The following is a 15,367-nucleotide window of genomic DNA, read 5'->3' as shown; positions in this document are numbered from 1 at the left end:
TACGAAATCTTGCATCCGAAAATATTGAATAGAATCAGGTTTAATTATGAACAATTTAACCCTTCCAAATTATGAAGATGTCGCAGCCGCTGCTGAACGTATAAAAGATTTTATAAATAAAACCCCTGTTTTAACTTCACGTACGGTGAACAATGAATTTGAAGCAGAAGTGTTCTTTAAATGTGAAAATTTTCAGCGTGTAGGCGCTTTCAAATTTCGTGGTGCCATGAATGCACTTTTGCAATTTAATGAGACTCAAAAGAAAGCAGGTGTAGTTGCTTTTTCTTCGGGAAATCATGCACAAGCCATTGCGCTTTCATCAAAAATTCTTGGTATTCCTGCAACCATTATCATGCCTAAAGATGCACCTGCTGCAAAAATGGCAGCAACGCGAGAATACGGCGGCAATATTGTTGAATTTGACCGTTATACGGAAGATCGGGAAAAAATTGGAAAAGAGATTGCCGAAAAAAATGGTCTAACATTAATTCCGTCTTATGACCATCCGCATGTGATAGCAGGTCAAGGTACGGCTGCTAAAGAGTTATTTGAAGAAGTCGGTGATTTAGATTACCTGTTTGTATGTTTAGGTGGTGGCGGTTTGTTGGCAGGTTCTGCCCTGTCTGCTCGCCAGCTTTCTCCAAACTGTAAAATATATGGCGTTGAACCTGCGCTAGGAAATGATGGACAAATGTCTTTTAGAAAAGGAGAAATTGTTCATATTGATACCCCACCAACCATTGCCGATGGCGCGCAAACTCAATATTTAGGCAAATTGACCTTTCCTATTATTCAACAAAAAGTTGATGACATTTTGACGGTCACAGACGAAGAACTCATTAATGCTATGAAGTTCTTTGCTGAAAGAATGAAGATGGTGGTTGAACCGACTGGATGTCTTGGATTTGCGGCTGCCCGTAACTTAAAAGATGAGTTAAAAGGCAAACGTATCGGCATTATTATTAGTGGTGGCAACGTCGATATTTCTAAATATGCGGAGTTTTTATCTGCCTAATCAAACTCAATTTCTCTCTATAATTTCCTTTAAAGCCTTATAGGTAGGCATTTATATGTAATGTCTTTTAAAAAAAGCCTGCTTTATACAGGCTTTTTATATCTAAAATTTAAAACGAATATTTATAAAAATCTTAATCATCTTAAAAATGCAACAATATGTTGCATCTACTCTATTTTTAGCTTTACCCCACAGGTTTAACATATCCCTCAAGAGATAAATAATAATTGAGGAGATCGAGTCATGAATGCTTATTTGCATCGTAGTGAAGATCGTGGTCATGTTAAAGCAGGTTGGTTAGAGTCTTATCATAGCTTTTCGTTTGGTAGCTGGTATAACCCTAAATATATGGGGGTAAGTGCACTTCGAGTCATTAATGATGACCGAATCGATGCCCACAACGGTTTCGGTACTCACTCGCATGACAATATGGAAATTTTAACCTGTGTGCTTGATGGTGCAATTTCACACCGTGATACCATGGGAAATGAAGGCCAGATTAAAGCAGGTGAATGGCAACTTATGAGTGCAGGTACAGGTGTTGCTCATAGTGAGATTAATAACACCGATACGCCAGTGCACTTATTACAAATCTGGATTATTCCCGATGTAAAAGAAGCCGAGCCAAATTATCAGCAAATTAGTTTGGACCCACGTAATCAACCTAACGAATGGCATTTGATTGCAGGCCCTGACGCAAATGCACCAATGCATATTCGCCAAGATGCAGAGGTAAAATCTGCGGTACTTGAAAAAGGTCGTGAACTGCCAGTTGAGACTTCAAAACGAGTAAATTACGTTCATGTAATTTCAGGTGAAGTTCGTATTGGTGAGTACGAAGTGAAAGCGGGTGATGCTCTGGTCTTTGAAGATAATGCCGTGATTCATGCAAATGAAGACAGCCAATTTATCTGGTTTGATTTACCTTAAACTGCTTAAAAGCCCTTTTATATGAAAGGGCTTTTTAGTCACTGCTACCGCCCCCATCACATCCGCCTGAGTCGGAAAATGATGAGCAATCATTTGATGAATGAGAACTATAGTAACTGTTATCGTGAATATGGTGGTGTTGTGGATGTGTTGAAGCTGAATAATCATGCTCACCCGATGGTGAATAATTTTTTGAATTTCTGAGTAATGCGATTAAGCAAATGATTCCAATACTAGAAAAAATGGCAATAAATATCACAATAAATAACTTCAAATAACGTCCTCCCTCATACAGCTATAGAGATCATTGTTGTTTTTCTCTTTCATTATTTAAAGGAGCCATGCTGAATAAACAAGTTATTTTTTGATAAATACAGCATACAGCCCCCTTTCTTATGACTCGTATTTAGCTGCTACTGACGCAACCCTAAACTTTTCATTTGCATGTAGTTAGCCCTCTTAAAAAACACTCAAACACACTCTCCCGCTCGCTTACCCCACCAGAGCTTAAAAGCTGAATGATTGTGCCTTCCACCATATATAAAAATAGTTTGGCATCGGTAAAAGAGACATCGGGTTTAAGCAATCTAAGTTGGCTATAAATCTCATTTTTTAGCCATGTTCTATAGCGCACTGCGGATTGATAAGCGTTGGGATAGCTATTTTTAATTTCAAAAACGGCTTTAAATAATAAGTAATACGGCCCTTCTACATCGGTATGTAAATCATAAAGTTTTTTGAGTTTATCGATTGCGGAAGTACAAATCATACTCAACCATTGCGACTACTTGTTCTTGGAGCTTTTCTTTTTGCACCATGAGGCAGATTTCAATAAGCCTTTCTTTAGAGTGAAAGTAATTATAAAAAGTCGCTTTTGTAATCTCTGATTCTCTCACTATTCTGTCGACGCCAATAAGGTGAAACCCACGGTGATGAAACAGATCAATCGCTTTATTTACAACATATAAGGCACGTGTTGGGAGAACTACATTTCGCATAATTTTACCGTTATAAATTCTTGTTGTTTGTAAATGAGATACTTTTTTGGGAGAAAAAAAGGCACAGCAAAACCTATAAAGACTATGCTTGGCACATCTCAAGTTTTATTGTTGCTAAGTTTTTGGTTGTGACGATTTAAAGCCTGAAAGCGCTAATAGCCCTCAAACTGCTTTAAAGTTTATGTGGTGTCGTTATAGCTTTTGGCATTGAGAGCCAAGAAATAATGGATGTGCAAAGCCAACTCCTTTTTATTGGGAGTTCTGCCAAGGCATTAAAATTATGGTGGCAGAACGAGAAAGGGTTAGCAGACTGGTGAAAGATATAACCAGCACACCCGTAGGTGTCCCTCTCCCGTCCTACCGCTACGGGAGGAGACTAGGAGTTTACACATAAGAGTATCCCTCAGATAGGAATAACTCTGATGCGATCTTTCATCACGGTCTGCTAAAACCGACTGGCAATGTGGCCAGCAGGCAAAGGATAAGCTTCACATTTATTGCAGTCAAGCACACAAAATGACATTTGCTTTAAAATAGATCATTAAAAAAGTAAGGCTAAATAATGAGTAAGTTATTGTTTAAGAGGGGTTTATAAAGGTGGGGTTAGGGTAATAGTTTTATAGGGTAAAGTTTTGGAGGTGTAACCTTTTAAAAAGTTTAAAGGTTACAGGATTCTGGGCTTACAAAGACTGATAGAACTTTCCTAATTTTCATTAAAAATTCAATCATATTCAGATTTACTATTAGAGTGAAATTTTACTAGAGAAATAGCTCCATATATATTCTCTATGATCAATCTCATCATTTATAAGCGACTGGATAATAGAACTATCAATGATATATATAAGTAATCTCGCTTCTTCAATAGAAGCATTGCTTTTAATATTTAATAATATTTCTAGTATTATATTAATTAACCATTCTCTATACTTAATAACTACTCGATGAGCTTGAGGATATATTTTTTGTATTTCGAATATAGCCTTAAATATTAAATGGTAGTGACTTTTTAAATCAGCATGCAAAAAATAAATTTCTTTTAACTTATCTAAATTTTGGCTTTTTAAGTTTGCACTTAAGATTGAACTTACTTGTTGCATTAAAGTTTCCTGATGAAACTCAAGACACAGCTCAATTAGTTTCTCTTTACTTTTGAAGTGTTTATAAAAAGTCATCTTGCTAACATTTGACTCTTTAGAGATACGGTCTACTCCAACATTATGAAATCCATGTTGATCAAAAAGATATCTTGAAGTATGGATAATCATTGATGAACTAAAGGGAATTTCCATATTTGACATAAATAAGCCGCACTATAAAAAGATTGAAAAAAATATATGCAAGAACTTCATATATTCCATATTTATAATTATAAAATATAAAAAACACAAAAGTCAGCCAAACAATGTTTGTTTTTCATTAATCTACATTTTAGAATTATTATACAAGTACCTTAAATATAAAACATACATCCTTATTATTTATTTAATTTTCATTAATTTAAATTTAACTCAATATTAACCCATGACTTTTTCTCATGCATTCATGCAAATTAATCCTTTGAAAATAAGCTAACCACCACCTAATTTAAATATAACGTTCACTATACCTCCTTTCTATATGAGCAAAGCCCAAGACATTCTCAATACTGCCGAGAGACTTTTTGACTATCAAGGCTTTCATGCAACTGGAATTGATCAGATTGTTCGTGAAGCTGAGGTAACTCCACGAACTCTTTATCGACACTTTCACTCAAAGGAAAAATTGATTTTAAAAGTCCTTGAGGAAAGAGAATTACGCTTTTTTAGAAAGCTACAGCAATGCATTGAGAATAAAGAAAACTCTATTCCAAATTGGGTAGCCGTTTTTAATGAGTTGGAAAACTGGTTCACAGAAGAAAGTGACAGAGGATGTTTATTTTTACGTGCTCTAGCTGAGTATCGTCATAAAGAGACTGAAATAGTGCAGACCGTGCTTATTCATAAACAACGCACACTAGATTTTTTAATGGGCCAATTTGCTAAAACTTCATCTGATCATTTTAAAGATAGAGCTGAAAGTTTGATGCTCATCATTGAAGGTGCCGTTGCCTTAGCTCCTGTAATCGGTGGTAAAGCAGCAATTCAAAGAGCCAGTAAGTTAGCCCATCAATTATTACAACCTACAACCCACCCACTACTTCACTAGGAGAAACATATGGTACTGCCTACTAAAATGCATGCTGTGCTATTAAAGGGACACGGTGGTCTTGACCAGCTTGAATATCGTACTGATGTAACAGTTCCTACCCCAGCAGATGATGAAGTTTTAATTCAAGTTTCTGCAGCTGGTGTAAACAATACAGATATTAATACTCGTATTGGTTGGTACTCGAAGACAAATGAACAAGCTACAAATACAGGTGGTGCTAATGGTCTTGAAAGTATTAGCGATGATGATGCATCTTGGTCAGGTACACCTCTTAAATTCCCATTTATTCAAGGTGCGGATTGCTGCGGAAAAATCGTTGCAGTCGGTAAAAATGTAGATCCATCTCGTATTGGTGAACGAGTCATTGTCCGCACTATGTTACGTGCTTACGTTGATTATCGTCCTTATGAGTGCTGGACTTTCGGTAGTGAATGTAACGGCGGTTTTGCTCAATTTGCTACAGTTAAATCTGCCGAAGCTTACAAAATCAATTCAGATTGGACAGATGAAGAATTAGCTTCTATTCCCTGCTCTTATTCAACAGCTGAAAATATGCTACACCGAATTGGATTAGGTGCAGAAACTGTATTAATTACAGGTGCATCTGGTGGTGTAGGTTCTGCAGCAGTACAACTTGCAAAACGCCGTGGTGCTCAAGTTATTGCTCTTTGCTCATTATCTAAAGCTGATGAAGTATTAGCTTGTGGTGCAGATCGTGTAATTGACCGTAATGCTGACTTAGTTAAAGAGTTAGGTAAAGAATCAATTGATGTAGTCATTGATTTAATTGGTGGACCACAATGGCCTTCTTTATTAGAAGTCTTACGTAATGGTGGGCGCTATGCAAATGCTGGGGCAATCGCTGGTCCTATTTCGCAGATCGATCTACGTACAGTGTATTTGAATGATTTGACTTTAATGGGCTGTACATTCCAAGAAGATGAAGTGTTTACCAACCTCATTTCATATATCGAGAAAAATGAAATTCGTCCTTTAGTGGCTAAGACTTATCCCCTCAATGAAATCGCTAAAGCTCAAGAAGAGTTTCTGAGCAAGAAACATCTGGGCAAGCTCGTTTTGACTGTTCCATCAGTTGAGGCATAGATCAGATTTAAGTGAATGGTGTTACTTATGCTTCTTTCTAATCAATAAGGAAGTCATCAGTAACACCAAGAATAAATAGTCTTAAAGACAAGGATATATTCATGAAAATTAAGCGTATTGAGCTCTATCAAATCGATCTACCTTACTCTGGTGGTGTATATCATCTTTCGGGTGGCCGTGAATATCGTAGCTTCGATGCTTCCATCGTAAAAATTATTGCTGATAATGGTTTAGAAGGCTGGGGAGAAAGTACCCCTTTCGGTTCAACATATATTGCATCTCACGCATTAGGTGCACGTGCCGGTATTGCTGAAATTGCTCCTCATTTATTAGGTAAAGATCCACGTCAAGTCGATCGTATTAATGAAACCATGGATAATGCTCTTGTTGGGCATAACCATGCCAAATCAGCACTTGATTTGGCGTGTTGGGACCTATTTGGTAAATCGGTAAATTTACCAGTATGCGAATTATTAGGTGGTTCAACTGGTCGTAGACTACCTGTAATTTCTTCTATTCATGCCGACACCCCTGATGCAATGCGTGAAAATGTGGCTAAACATCGTGAACTGGGTTATTTAGGCCATTCAGTGAAAATTGGTGCAGTCGATAGCGAAGGTGGGCCAGTCCTAGATGCTGAACGTATTAAAGCAAGTTTGGCTGATCAAAAACCAGGTGAGTTTTTTATTGTGGATGCGAATGGTGGCCTTACACCAGAAATGGCATTAAGAATTTTCCGTTTACTCCCGAAAGGTCTCGACTTTGTTTTAGAAGCACCATGTAAAACATGGCGTGAAACCAAATCATTACGTCAACGTTGTGATATCCCTTTCTCTCTTGATGAACTGATCCAGCAAGATGAAGATTTAATCCATGCAATTACTGAAGATCTCATTGATGGAGTAGGTTTAAAAATCTCCAAAGCTGGGGGATTAACTCATTCACGCCGACATCGTGATATTGGTCTTGCAGCTGGTCTTTCTCTAAGTGTTCAAGAAACTGTAGGTTCAGATATTCCATTTGCAGCAATTGCTCATCTTGGAGCAACTATTCCTGAGAGAAATCTACGATGTCTTTTAGATACAAGAGGGATGGTAAGCATACACACAGCAGAATTTGATGCACCGATTGTTGATGGCGGTGTGATGGTCCCTAACAAACCTGGTCTTGGTATTACTGTTGATGAAGATTTATTGGGTTCACCAGTCGCTGTTTGGGGTGACTAAACAGGATTTTCATTTAAATAAGGCAAGCTCAAGAAACTATACATTTATGACTGTTTTTAAAAATTAAAACAGTCATTCCTGTGTACGTTTTAAGCCAAATTTTAAGACTTCAAAGTTATCTAGACATTCATTTTTAATGAGTGTTATTCCCTTCTATTGTCTTAAATATACCTACTCAATAGAAAAATGACGCTCAAGGACTAACAAAGATGGCGCGAAAAGGATGAAGTATGAGGAGCCACTTTATTCAAAAGTACTCCTCAATCGCCCATAAAAACTAAAGCAAGTACATATGTACAAAAAAGGAAGAAACACAAGGAGCGTATCATGAATCAACAACAAGTGGTTTCCCCACCTCAGTTAATTTCCCAAGATCAAATAGCACGTCGCTTTATGACAAAACTCGCTTGGCTCATGGCAGGCGGGATGTTTATTGATGGATTTGTTTTAGGTTATTTAGGTGCATTAATGCCCTCTATTACAGCCGATTTGCATTTATCAACTACATGGCAAGGCTTAATTGGAGCCGCCTCACTCATTGGAATTTTCTTTGGCGCTCCAATTGGTGGATATTTTTCAGATCGCTTTGGTCGTAAACCACTATTCATGATCGATCTTTTTATCTTCTTCATATGCTCAATTGGACAATTCTTTGCATCTGATCCCTACACACTTTTTATAGCTCGTCTGTTAATGGGAGTGGCGATTGGAATTGAATATGCAGTAGGTTGGCCGATGCTTGCAGAATTTGCTCCAGCTCGCCTAAGAGGTAAATTATTGATTTTGACTGAAACCTCTTGGTTTATTGGATATCTTGTCTCGTATACCCTAAGTTTTATTATGATTGAGAATCACATTGCAAGTTGGAATGTGATTCTAGGAATCAGTGCAATTCCCTCTTTAATCGTTTTATTAATGCGTAGTGGTATTCCAGAATCTCCTCGCTGGCTCATGAGTAAAGGCCGTAAAGAAGAAGCTTCTAGAATTGCACATAAGTATTTTACTGAAGAAGATAAGAACGATATTTTAAATCAGAAGCATGCCAACGTTGGACATAAGACAAGCTTCTTTGATTTGTTTAAAAGTAAAAATATCAAAGGCACCACTTTAGTTTCTATATATTTTATTGGTACTTCTGCACCTTATTTCGCAATTGGTGTATTTATTCCAATGATTTTAGAAAAATTAGGTTTGCAAGATGGTATTAAAGGAGGATTGTTCCTCAACACATTTGCTGTATTTGGAACACTTGCAGCTGTATTGTTAATTGAAAGAGTGTCGCGCCGTAAAATGGCAATTCTTCCAATCCTTGTGTGTACTATTGCGTTAGTCGTTGTGGCTTTAGCAGCAAATCATCCCACATGGATTCTGATTGGTTTCTTAGTTTTCGCATTTGCTAATGCTATTACTGCAGGGATGATTTCAGTTCTCCCCGGAGAAGTGTTACGCCCAGAAATAAGTTGTTCAGGTACAGGTTTTGCAGCAGCAATGTCCCGTATAGGCGCTGCTATAGGTGTGTTTTTGATGCCTATGTTTGTTGCAGCACATGGAGCAGCATTAGCAGTTTGGATCGCTGCTGGGGTGTGCTTAATAGCAACAGTAATTACCTACCTATTTATGCCTGAAACCAAGGGTAAATCAATGAGTGAAATTTTTCATTAACTCAAACTTTCTGAATAAAAAGCAAAATACTTTCTCTTAAAAAAGAGAGTATTTTGCTTTGAGTCTTTATTTTAAATTGCTCATCAAGAGCAGAAATCGCCTGAATATATGATTAAAACTCATCATATCTTGAAAATATATCCATTGAAGCGAACCGTACATTTCACCTATCTTGAGCATGTTTTAGTCAGGGAGAATACAGATGAAACAGTGGAATTATTCAAATGCTAGAGCACAACTTACCATGATTATGGATCAAGCTGTTGCTGGTCATCCTGTAGAAATTACTCGCAGAGGCAGGGAATCTGCAGTAATTATCAGCAAAGCTTCTTATGAGGCTTACAAGAAAGCCGAATACGATGTTGCTTACTATAAAATTTCAGCTTCTAAAGAAAATTCAGAAGCTTAAATCATCTCCAAAAATTCTCTTTATTCATGCAGCAAGGTTCCATGAAGCTCAATATTTCTTTAATTCAAATTGGTGCCTTGTTTGCATTTATCTCTGCATTTCTTTTTAGCAGTAAAGCTATTTTCATTAAACAGGCATATAGCCTTACTCCATCATTAGATGCCATTACCCTAATGGCTATCCGTATGGGAATTGCTCTACCCTTCTTTTTACTTATCTGTTGGTTTTGTCGCCATCAAAATCGGAATATCAAGCTAATAGATTTTCTATATCTACTTTCTGTTGGCTTGTTAGGTTATTACATTTCTAGTTGGCTCGATTTCTATGGACTCATGTTTATTACCGCGTCACTAGAGCGAATTATTTTATTCTTATACCCAACTATGACCGTTTTAGCGTCTAGTTTTATCCTCAAGCAAAAATTAAGTTCAAAAACGATATTTGCACTTGTCTTAAGTTACGGTGGTACAGTCATTGTTATGCTACAAGAGCAAAAAACGCTTCCGGATCAACATAACTTCTGGTTTGGAGCAAGCTTAGTATTTGCTAGTGCAGTTGCTTTTGCTTGCTACCTCTTACTTACCCCACCATTAATTAAAAAATTTGGTTCATGGAACTTAACGGGACTATCTTTATCTGCAGCTTGTATTGGCACACTTATACATTTTCTAATGGTAACCAGTCATCCTGTACAACTACTTAGCTCTTTACCTGTACAAGTTATTTGGTACGGAATCTGTTTAGGTTTATTTGTTACAGTTCTACCCACACTCTTATTAATATTGAGTATAGAGTATGTAGGTGCAACACAATCAGCTATTATTTCATCTATTAGCCCAATTGTTACTATTATTTTTTCAGTCTTTCTTTTAAACGAGCATTTAAATACAATCCAGTGGCTAGGGTGTTTTCTTAATATTTTTGGTGTAATGCTCATTACACTTAAAAGAAAGTAAAAATAATAATTATTTTATAAAAATTTATTTTAAATATTTTCATTATTTATTTTCAATGATGATAAAAAGTCATTAACTCATGATTATTTATCGTGCTCGACTAACTATTAAAATACCTATTTAAAAATTATGATTAATTTTTTAATCGGGTCTATCGTATGAGCCGCCAAATCTCAACTTTAATCGGTGTTTCAGCTTTATTACTTTGGTCCACTTTAGTTGGCTTACTTAGGCTTTCTACAGAAAGTTTTGGTCCTATCTATACAGTGACTTATGTATATACCATCAGTGCTATTATTTTATTCTTAACATATGGTCTGCCCGATTTAAAAAAGGTTTCAAAAAAATTTCTTATTTTATCTAGCTTGCTTTTTGTCGTTTTTGAACTGTGCTTTGCCTTTTCAATTACTCTAGCAAATTCATCAGAAAAATCGATTGAAATGAATATTATTTTTAATATGTGGCCGACTTTAATTATTATTATGTTGGCAGTATTAAAAGAAGAAAAAGTAAACTTATTAACTATATTAGGAGTAATCGTAAGTTTTGCAGGGATAGTTGTAATCAACTATCATCCAAATCTAAACTTTATTGATAACTTTTCAAAAAATCCGATTAGTTACTTGCTCATTTTTTTAGCTGCTATTCTTTGGGCCGTTTATTGTATTTATACCAAAAAGCAAAGCAATGGAACTAATGCTGTATCACTTTATTTTATCTTAACTGCTATAGCTTTATGGATTCTTACTATCTCTACTCAAGGATTCCACCTACCCCATGTTCAAGGTATTAATGGCTATATATTCGTCTTAATTAATGCTGTTTTTTTCTCTATGGGTTATCTAGCTTGGAATATTGGTATTATCAAAGGGAACATGCCCGTTTTAATTATGCTTTCTTATTTTTCTCCAATTTTCTCATCGGCATTCTCAGCTTTTGTTTTGAACTCCAATTTAACAATCAATTTTTGGTACGGTGCATTAACGGTTACTTTAGGATCGTTAATCTGCTGGTACTCAATTCGAAAAAACCATGTTCAACATAACCAAGCGAAATTAGCTTCCTAATTTCTTAGTCACAGCCATCGTATATGGCTGTGACGTTTACGCTTATCAAACTTTATCAATCAAACGTGTAACACCATTTACAATCATGTCGACTGCGATTGTTCCAATTAATAAAGCAGCTAACCTCCCTACAATATCAAAATAACGATCAATATATTTGGCATGGCTATAACGTAAGTGATCATGAGAAAATTTCATTGCTATCAAAACACTACAGCTCACAAATAGTACTAAGGCGATCACTATAGCCGCCTCTAAAAGAGACATACTCATGCCTGTAACTACAGCTGCACTAATTGTTCCAGGACCAATCATAAATGGCATAGCTACTGTGCCAGCCAAATGTTCAGGTGCTCCTCGCATTTCTCCAATAGTATCGGCACCCTGAAATACATACCGATATCCAATCACCAGAAAAATCAGGCCACCAAAAATTAGAAATGATTCAAACCTTACATTTAAGTACCTATTAAAAATTGCTTCACCACCCCATGCAAATAAAAGAAATACCACATATGCAATGAGGCTTCCTTGAATCAAAGCCTTATTAAATACTCTGGTTTCTGTATGACGGATTAGCCCAATCATATAGATACTCATGAGGAATGGATTAAGTAATGAGAAAAATAAAATAAATGTACTAATAAATGGTGAAGACATTTTTATTATTCCTAAACGACTTCAGGAAGCTTTTAAACTTCCTGAAAATTGATAAATGAAAAACCTGTACAAACTTTTAGAAGCTATAAATCAACATTAGATTGAGGAGTTTGTTCCACTTCCCATCATCACCTGCTGCAAGAGAACTACCATTGCCGCCAACAAACGGATCGTTTTTACTCATCACATATTCGGTATATAAAGAAATATTTTTATAGTCCCACGCCACTCCAACAATGTTGCGCTGAGAGTCATCAAATCCATTTTCTTTCTTGTTAAAACCACTAAAAACAACATACGGCGTAACATTGAGCGAATCTTTAACATTCTTAAAAACATAGCTCGTATCAACAGTATAGAAATATCCTTTGTTCGCAATGTCATATTCGCCATCAAAAGAACCGAAAGTTGAGCTAGCTGGACTTAATGCATCTTTATTACTAATCGATTGTCGCCCTCCAGTAAGCACGACATTCAGATTTTTATAGTTAATACGGTTAAATAGAGCCCAAGTGTTTCGATTTCCATCAACAGAAGTTTTTTTATTCTCAATGTCTGAATACCAATAACTTCCCCCCACCGATACTTTGAGATCATCTGTACTTAAAAACTTAAGATCTTGATCGACACGTGCCATCCACATGTTTTTTTCATTCAGGTTTGTTTTGAGTTGATCAGATGAGGTAACAACATTAGCCGTATAACGTGCTGAGTCTTTACTACTTCCGTGGTAGTTACCACCATCAGTTGCAAAATAAGCCAAATCTACTTTAGTAGCAGACGGTAATTCAAAGTGATAGTTCGCACCTAAATTGGAAGCATCTTGCAAACCCATTGTGTTGTTAATACCAGCATAAAAGCTGCTATCCCAAAAACGACCTGGACCGAAAGGAATGGGTTGCACACCTACAGTAATATGATCTGTCGCGTTTAAATGGTAGCCAGCATAGCCATAAACTAAAGTCGAGAAATCACAGAATTTATCGTATTGATAACAACGATATTCGACTTTTCCAAACCAGTCGGGTGACTCATAACCTAGCCTTAAAATAGCTGCATCAAATTTTATTTTCTGATCTGATGCAGACTCGCCGTAATCCTTATCTTGATAATTCCCACGTAAAGCACCTGAAATTGTTAAAGCACCCGTATCACTTTTAGGATCTCCAAAAGTTACTCCGGCAAAAGCAGGTAACGCCATTCCAACTGAAATTAACCCAAATCCAAGTGTTAAATAGACCTTGCTCATTTACAAATCCTTGTTTAAATGAAGATTTGCAGAAAACCTTTCCTGTCCTCTGCTTATTTTTTTCAGACAACACTTCCCTGTTCAGGAGAAGCTCCTGAAATTTAAAATTTTCGTTAATTTGTATTAGCCCTAATTCAAAGCTACGTTCTCATAAGAATAAAAACGACCCACATTATTTTTTCCTGAACAATATGGGTCGTTTCTTTTATGCAATTCCGTGCAGCTCTTTCCAGTTACCTGGATGTACTACGTAACCAAATACCGCATGTCCACCATAAATTAGCTCGGTTCCTTCAGGAATCCACAACATTTGTCCTGGACGAACTTCATATTTTTGACCGTTAGCAGTAAGCTCAAAACAGCCTTCAATTACAAAAATGACTTCGTCATAAAGTAATTTCCAACTTACCTCTGCCCCTTCCCAACGTGCAAAACCAATACCCATATTTGGGGAAACATCAGCTCCTAATGCTCTTGCAACATAAGCCGTACCATCTGGTGTTTCGCCACGTAAATTGAAATTAAGTTGAGCGCTATCAACTAACTTTACTTCTTTCATCTATTTCTCCCGCTTACAATTCACTACGACTGCGCCATTTTTCAAATCTGATACGTGTTCTAACACCTAAACCTAAGAACGGTTCTGGTGGATTTAAACTAGGCATACCAGTTACATACTGAATATCTTTTAAAGCTTGGGAATCTGAGCCAACAACGAGATCAGCCAATAACGTTCCTGAAATTGTGCCCCATGCTGCTCCTACACCATTGTCGCAAGCACTCGCATAAACGCCGTCTTCTAACTCCCCAAAGAAGTTAGTGAAATTACGAGAAATCGCATAAACACCACCCCATGTATGGGTAAATGGAACATTAGCTAAATTCGGATAACGAGCTAAAAATGCCTTGCGATGATCTTCTTGTATCCAACGACGATTATCATCACTTACATTTGCACCGTATTTTGGGACATGCTTATAAGTGTTACGGATTAGAATACGGCGATCAGCTGTCATTCTTAACGTTGTCCCAGCATGATCAGCTGGAGTAAGCCCCCAATCTAACTCACCCTGATAAACTTTCATCTCTTGGTCAGTTAATGGACGCGTCCAGCTCGCAAAGGTCATAACTGGTAATAAACGGTTCTTCAAATAACCAAATTCACGAGTAAAAATACTAGTTGCCAGCAATACTTTCGGTGTTGTGATTGACCCATGGTCACCCTGTAATAGCCATTGGTTATTACTTTTTTGCAAACTACGAATTGGTGATTGCTCTAATAACTCCACATTGTCTGGTAAGTGGTCACCCATACCGCGCACTAAAGCTGCTGGTTGCATCAAATATGAACCAGGAGTAAAAATCGCACGACTATAAAAATCTGTCCCTAAAACTTTTTTAAGTTCTGCTTTTTCAACCCAACGATATGGTTCACCTAAATCTTTCATTAGATGCTCAAAATGATTGAGATGTGCTTCACCACGCTCACCTACAGCACCTTGATATTTACCAGCTGCAGACCATTGGCAATCAATGTTATAGCGCTCTACTAGGCCTTGTAATTGAGCAATTGCTGAACGATTCAGACTTAATAACTTTTGCTTATGAGAAGGGTCAGGATGCGATAATGCAAACTTATGTGGTAAATCAATTACAAACCCTGAGTTACGACCAGAAGCACCTTCAGCTACACGTTGTGCATCAACTAGAATAATACGGGCATGCGGTTTGAGTTCAGCTAATCTTCGAGCTGCTGCCAATCCTGCAAAGCCTGCTCCAATAATGGCATAGTCAGCTTTTTGTAGACCTATTAACTTTTTAGCAGGACCGGCTGGAGGCAATGCTGCATACCACCCACAAGTATTATCATCATTTGGTAAAGCAATCATTTTGTTATTCCT

General features: G+C 36.9%; 15 protein-coding genes and 1 pseudogene. 9 read left to right on the top strand and 7 right to left on the bottom strand.

Going from position 1 to position 15,367, the window contains the following annotated elements; genetic code table 11:
• The first annotated feature begins 46 nt into the window (after window positions 1–46).
• Together NQ782_RS10840 and NQ782_RS10835 are read left to right on the top strand one after the other, a co-directional pair.
• Window positions 47–1,015: a threo-3-hydroxy-L-aspartate ammonia-lyase gene (locus NQ782_RS10840; protein ID WP_001061793.1), complete on the top strand. Its 969-nt coding sequence runs from the start codon at window positions 47–49 to the stop codon at window positions 1,013–1,015.
• Window positions 1,016–1,258: 243 nt separating this feature from the next.
• Entirely contained in the window at window positions 1,259–1,945 is a 687-nt protein-coding gene (locus NQ782_RS10835) for a pirin family protein (RefSeq protein WP_000995333.1), read from the top strand.
• A gap of 34 nt (window positions 1,946–1,979) precedes the next feature.
• Here the strand turns inward: NQ782_RS10835 and NQ782_RS10830 are convergent, their stop codons facing one another.
• The 3 genes and pseudogenes from NQ782_RS10830 to NQ782_RS10820 all read right to left on the bottom strand — a co-directional run bounded on the left by NQ782_RS10830 (window position 1,980) and on the right by NQ782_RS10820 (window position 4,244).
• Window positions 1,980–2,219, bottom strand: coding sequence for a hypothetical protein (locus NQ782_RS10830; RefSeq protein ID WP_171251923.1), 240 nt, complete (start codon window positions 2,217–2,219; stop codon window positions 1,980–1,982).
• Window positions 2,220–2,381: 162 nt separating this feature from the next.
• A pseudogene (locus tag NQ782_RS10825) lies at window positions 2,382–2,943 on the bottom strand (TetR/AcrR family transcriptional regulator).
• 743 nt (window positions 2,944–3,686) lie between these two features.
• A complete protein-coding gene (locus NQ782_RS10820) occupies window positions 3,687–4,244 on the bottom strand; it encodes a TetR/AcrR family transcriptional regulator (protein WP_025466243.1) in 558 nt (185 codons plus the stop codon).
• 319 nt (window positions 4,245–4,563) lie between these two features.
• Between NQ782_RS10820 and NQ782_RS10815 the strand changes: the two genes are divergently transcribed.
• From NQ782_RS10815 to yddG, 7 genes are all read left to right on the top strand, one after another.
• Window positions 4,564–5,130, top strand: coding sequence for a TetR/AcrR family transcriptional regulator (locus tag NQ782_RS10815; protein WP_057094092.1), 567 nt, complete (start codon window positions 4,564–4,566; stop codon window positions 5,128–5,130).
• Between the two features lie 9 nt (window positions 5,131–5,139).
• A complete protein-coding gene (locus tag NQ782_RS10810; protein WP_267581192.1) occupies window positions 5,140–6,237 on the top strand; it encodes an alcohol dehydrogenase family protein in 1,098 nt (365 codons plus the stop codon).
• A gap of 101 nt (window positions 6,238–6,338) precedes the next feature.
• On the top strand, window positions 6,339–7,463 hold the full coding sequence (locus tag NQ782_RS10805; protein ID WP_000695105.1) for a mandelate racemase/muconate lactonizing enzyme family protein: 1,125 nt from the start codon (window positions 6,339–6,341) through the stop codon (window positions 7,461–7,463).
• 327 nt (window positions 7,464–7,790) lie between these two features.
• Window positions 7,791–9,125, top strand: coding sequence for an MFS transporter (locus NQ782_RS10800; protein ID WP_057094091.1), 1,335 nt, complete (start codon window positions 7,791–7,793; stop codon window positions 9,123–9,125).
• Window positions 9,126–9,327: 202 nt separating this feature from the next.
• Entirely contained in the window at window positions 9,328–9,534 is a 207-nt protein-coding gene (locus NQ782_RS10795; RefSeq protein WP_000816059.1) for a type II toxin-antitoxin system Phd/YefM family antitoxin, read from the top strand.
• 41 nt (window positions 9,535–9,575) lie between these two features.
• The gene (locus tag NQ782_RS10790; protein WP_057094094.1) at window positions 9,576–10,490 is read left to right on the top strand and encodes a DMT family transporter; all 915 of its coding nucleotides are present in this window, start codon (window positions 9,576–9,578) and stop codon (window positions 10,488–10,490) included.
• Window positions 10,491–10,648: 158 nt separating this feature from the next.
• Window positions 10,649–11,557: an aromatic amino acid DMT transporter YddG gene (yddG, locus tag NQ782_RS10785; protein WP_057094404.1), complete on the top strand. Its 909-nt coding sequence runs from the start codon at window positions 10,649–10,651 to the stop codon at window positions 11,555–11,557.
• Between the two features lie 45 nt (window positions 11,558–11,602).
• On the opposite strand, the gene NQ782_RS10780 is transcribed toward yddG, so the two are convergent.
• From NQ782_RS10780 to NQ782_RS10765, 4 genes are all read right to left on the bottom strand, one after another.
• Window positions 11,603–12,217 carry a MarC family protein gene (locus NQ782_RS10780; protein ID WP_000097917.1) on the bottom strand — a complete coding sequence of 205 codons (615 nt, stop codon included), beginning with the start codon at window positions 12,215–12,217 and terminating at the stop codon, window positions 11,603–11,605.
• A 76-nt stretch (window positions 12,218–12,293) separates the two neighbouring features.
• Window positions 12,294–13,466: a hypothetical protein gene (locus NQ782_RS10775; protein ID WP_057094406.1), complete on the bottom strand. Its 1,173-nt coding sequence runs from the start codon at window positions 13,464–13,466 to the stop codon at window positions 12,294–12,296.
• 205 nt (window positions 13,467–13,671) lie between these two features.
• On the bottom strand, window positions 13,672–14,025 hold the full coding sequence (locus tag NQ782_RS10770) for an ethanolamine utilization protein EutQ (RefSeq protein WP_000665859.1): 354 nt from the start codon (window positions 14,023–14,025) through the stop codon (window positions 13,672–13,674).
• A 13-nt stretch (window positions 14,026–14,038) separates the two neighbouring features.
• Entirely contained in the window at window positions 14,039–15,355 is a 1,317-nt protein-coding gene (locus tag NQ782_RS10765; RefSeq protein ID WP_000561083.1) for an FAD-binding oxidoreductase, read from the bottom strand.
• Window positions 15,356–15,367: the final 12 nt, after the last annotated feature.

This window comes from Acinetobacter sp. BD54 (genome assembly GCF_044778325.1).
GTDB lineage: Bacteria > Pseudomonadota > Gammaproteobacteria > Pseudomonadales > Moraxellaceae > Acinetobacter > Acinetobacter baumannii.
The sequence above is the reverse complement of the archived record's forward strand: the minus strand, read 5'-3'. Positions and strand labels throughout refer to the sequence as shown.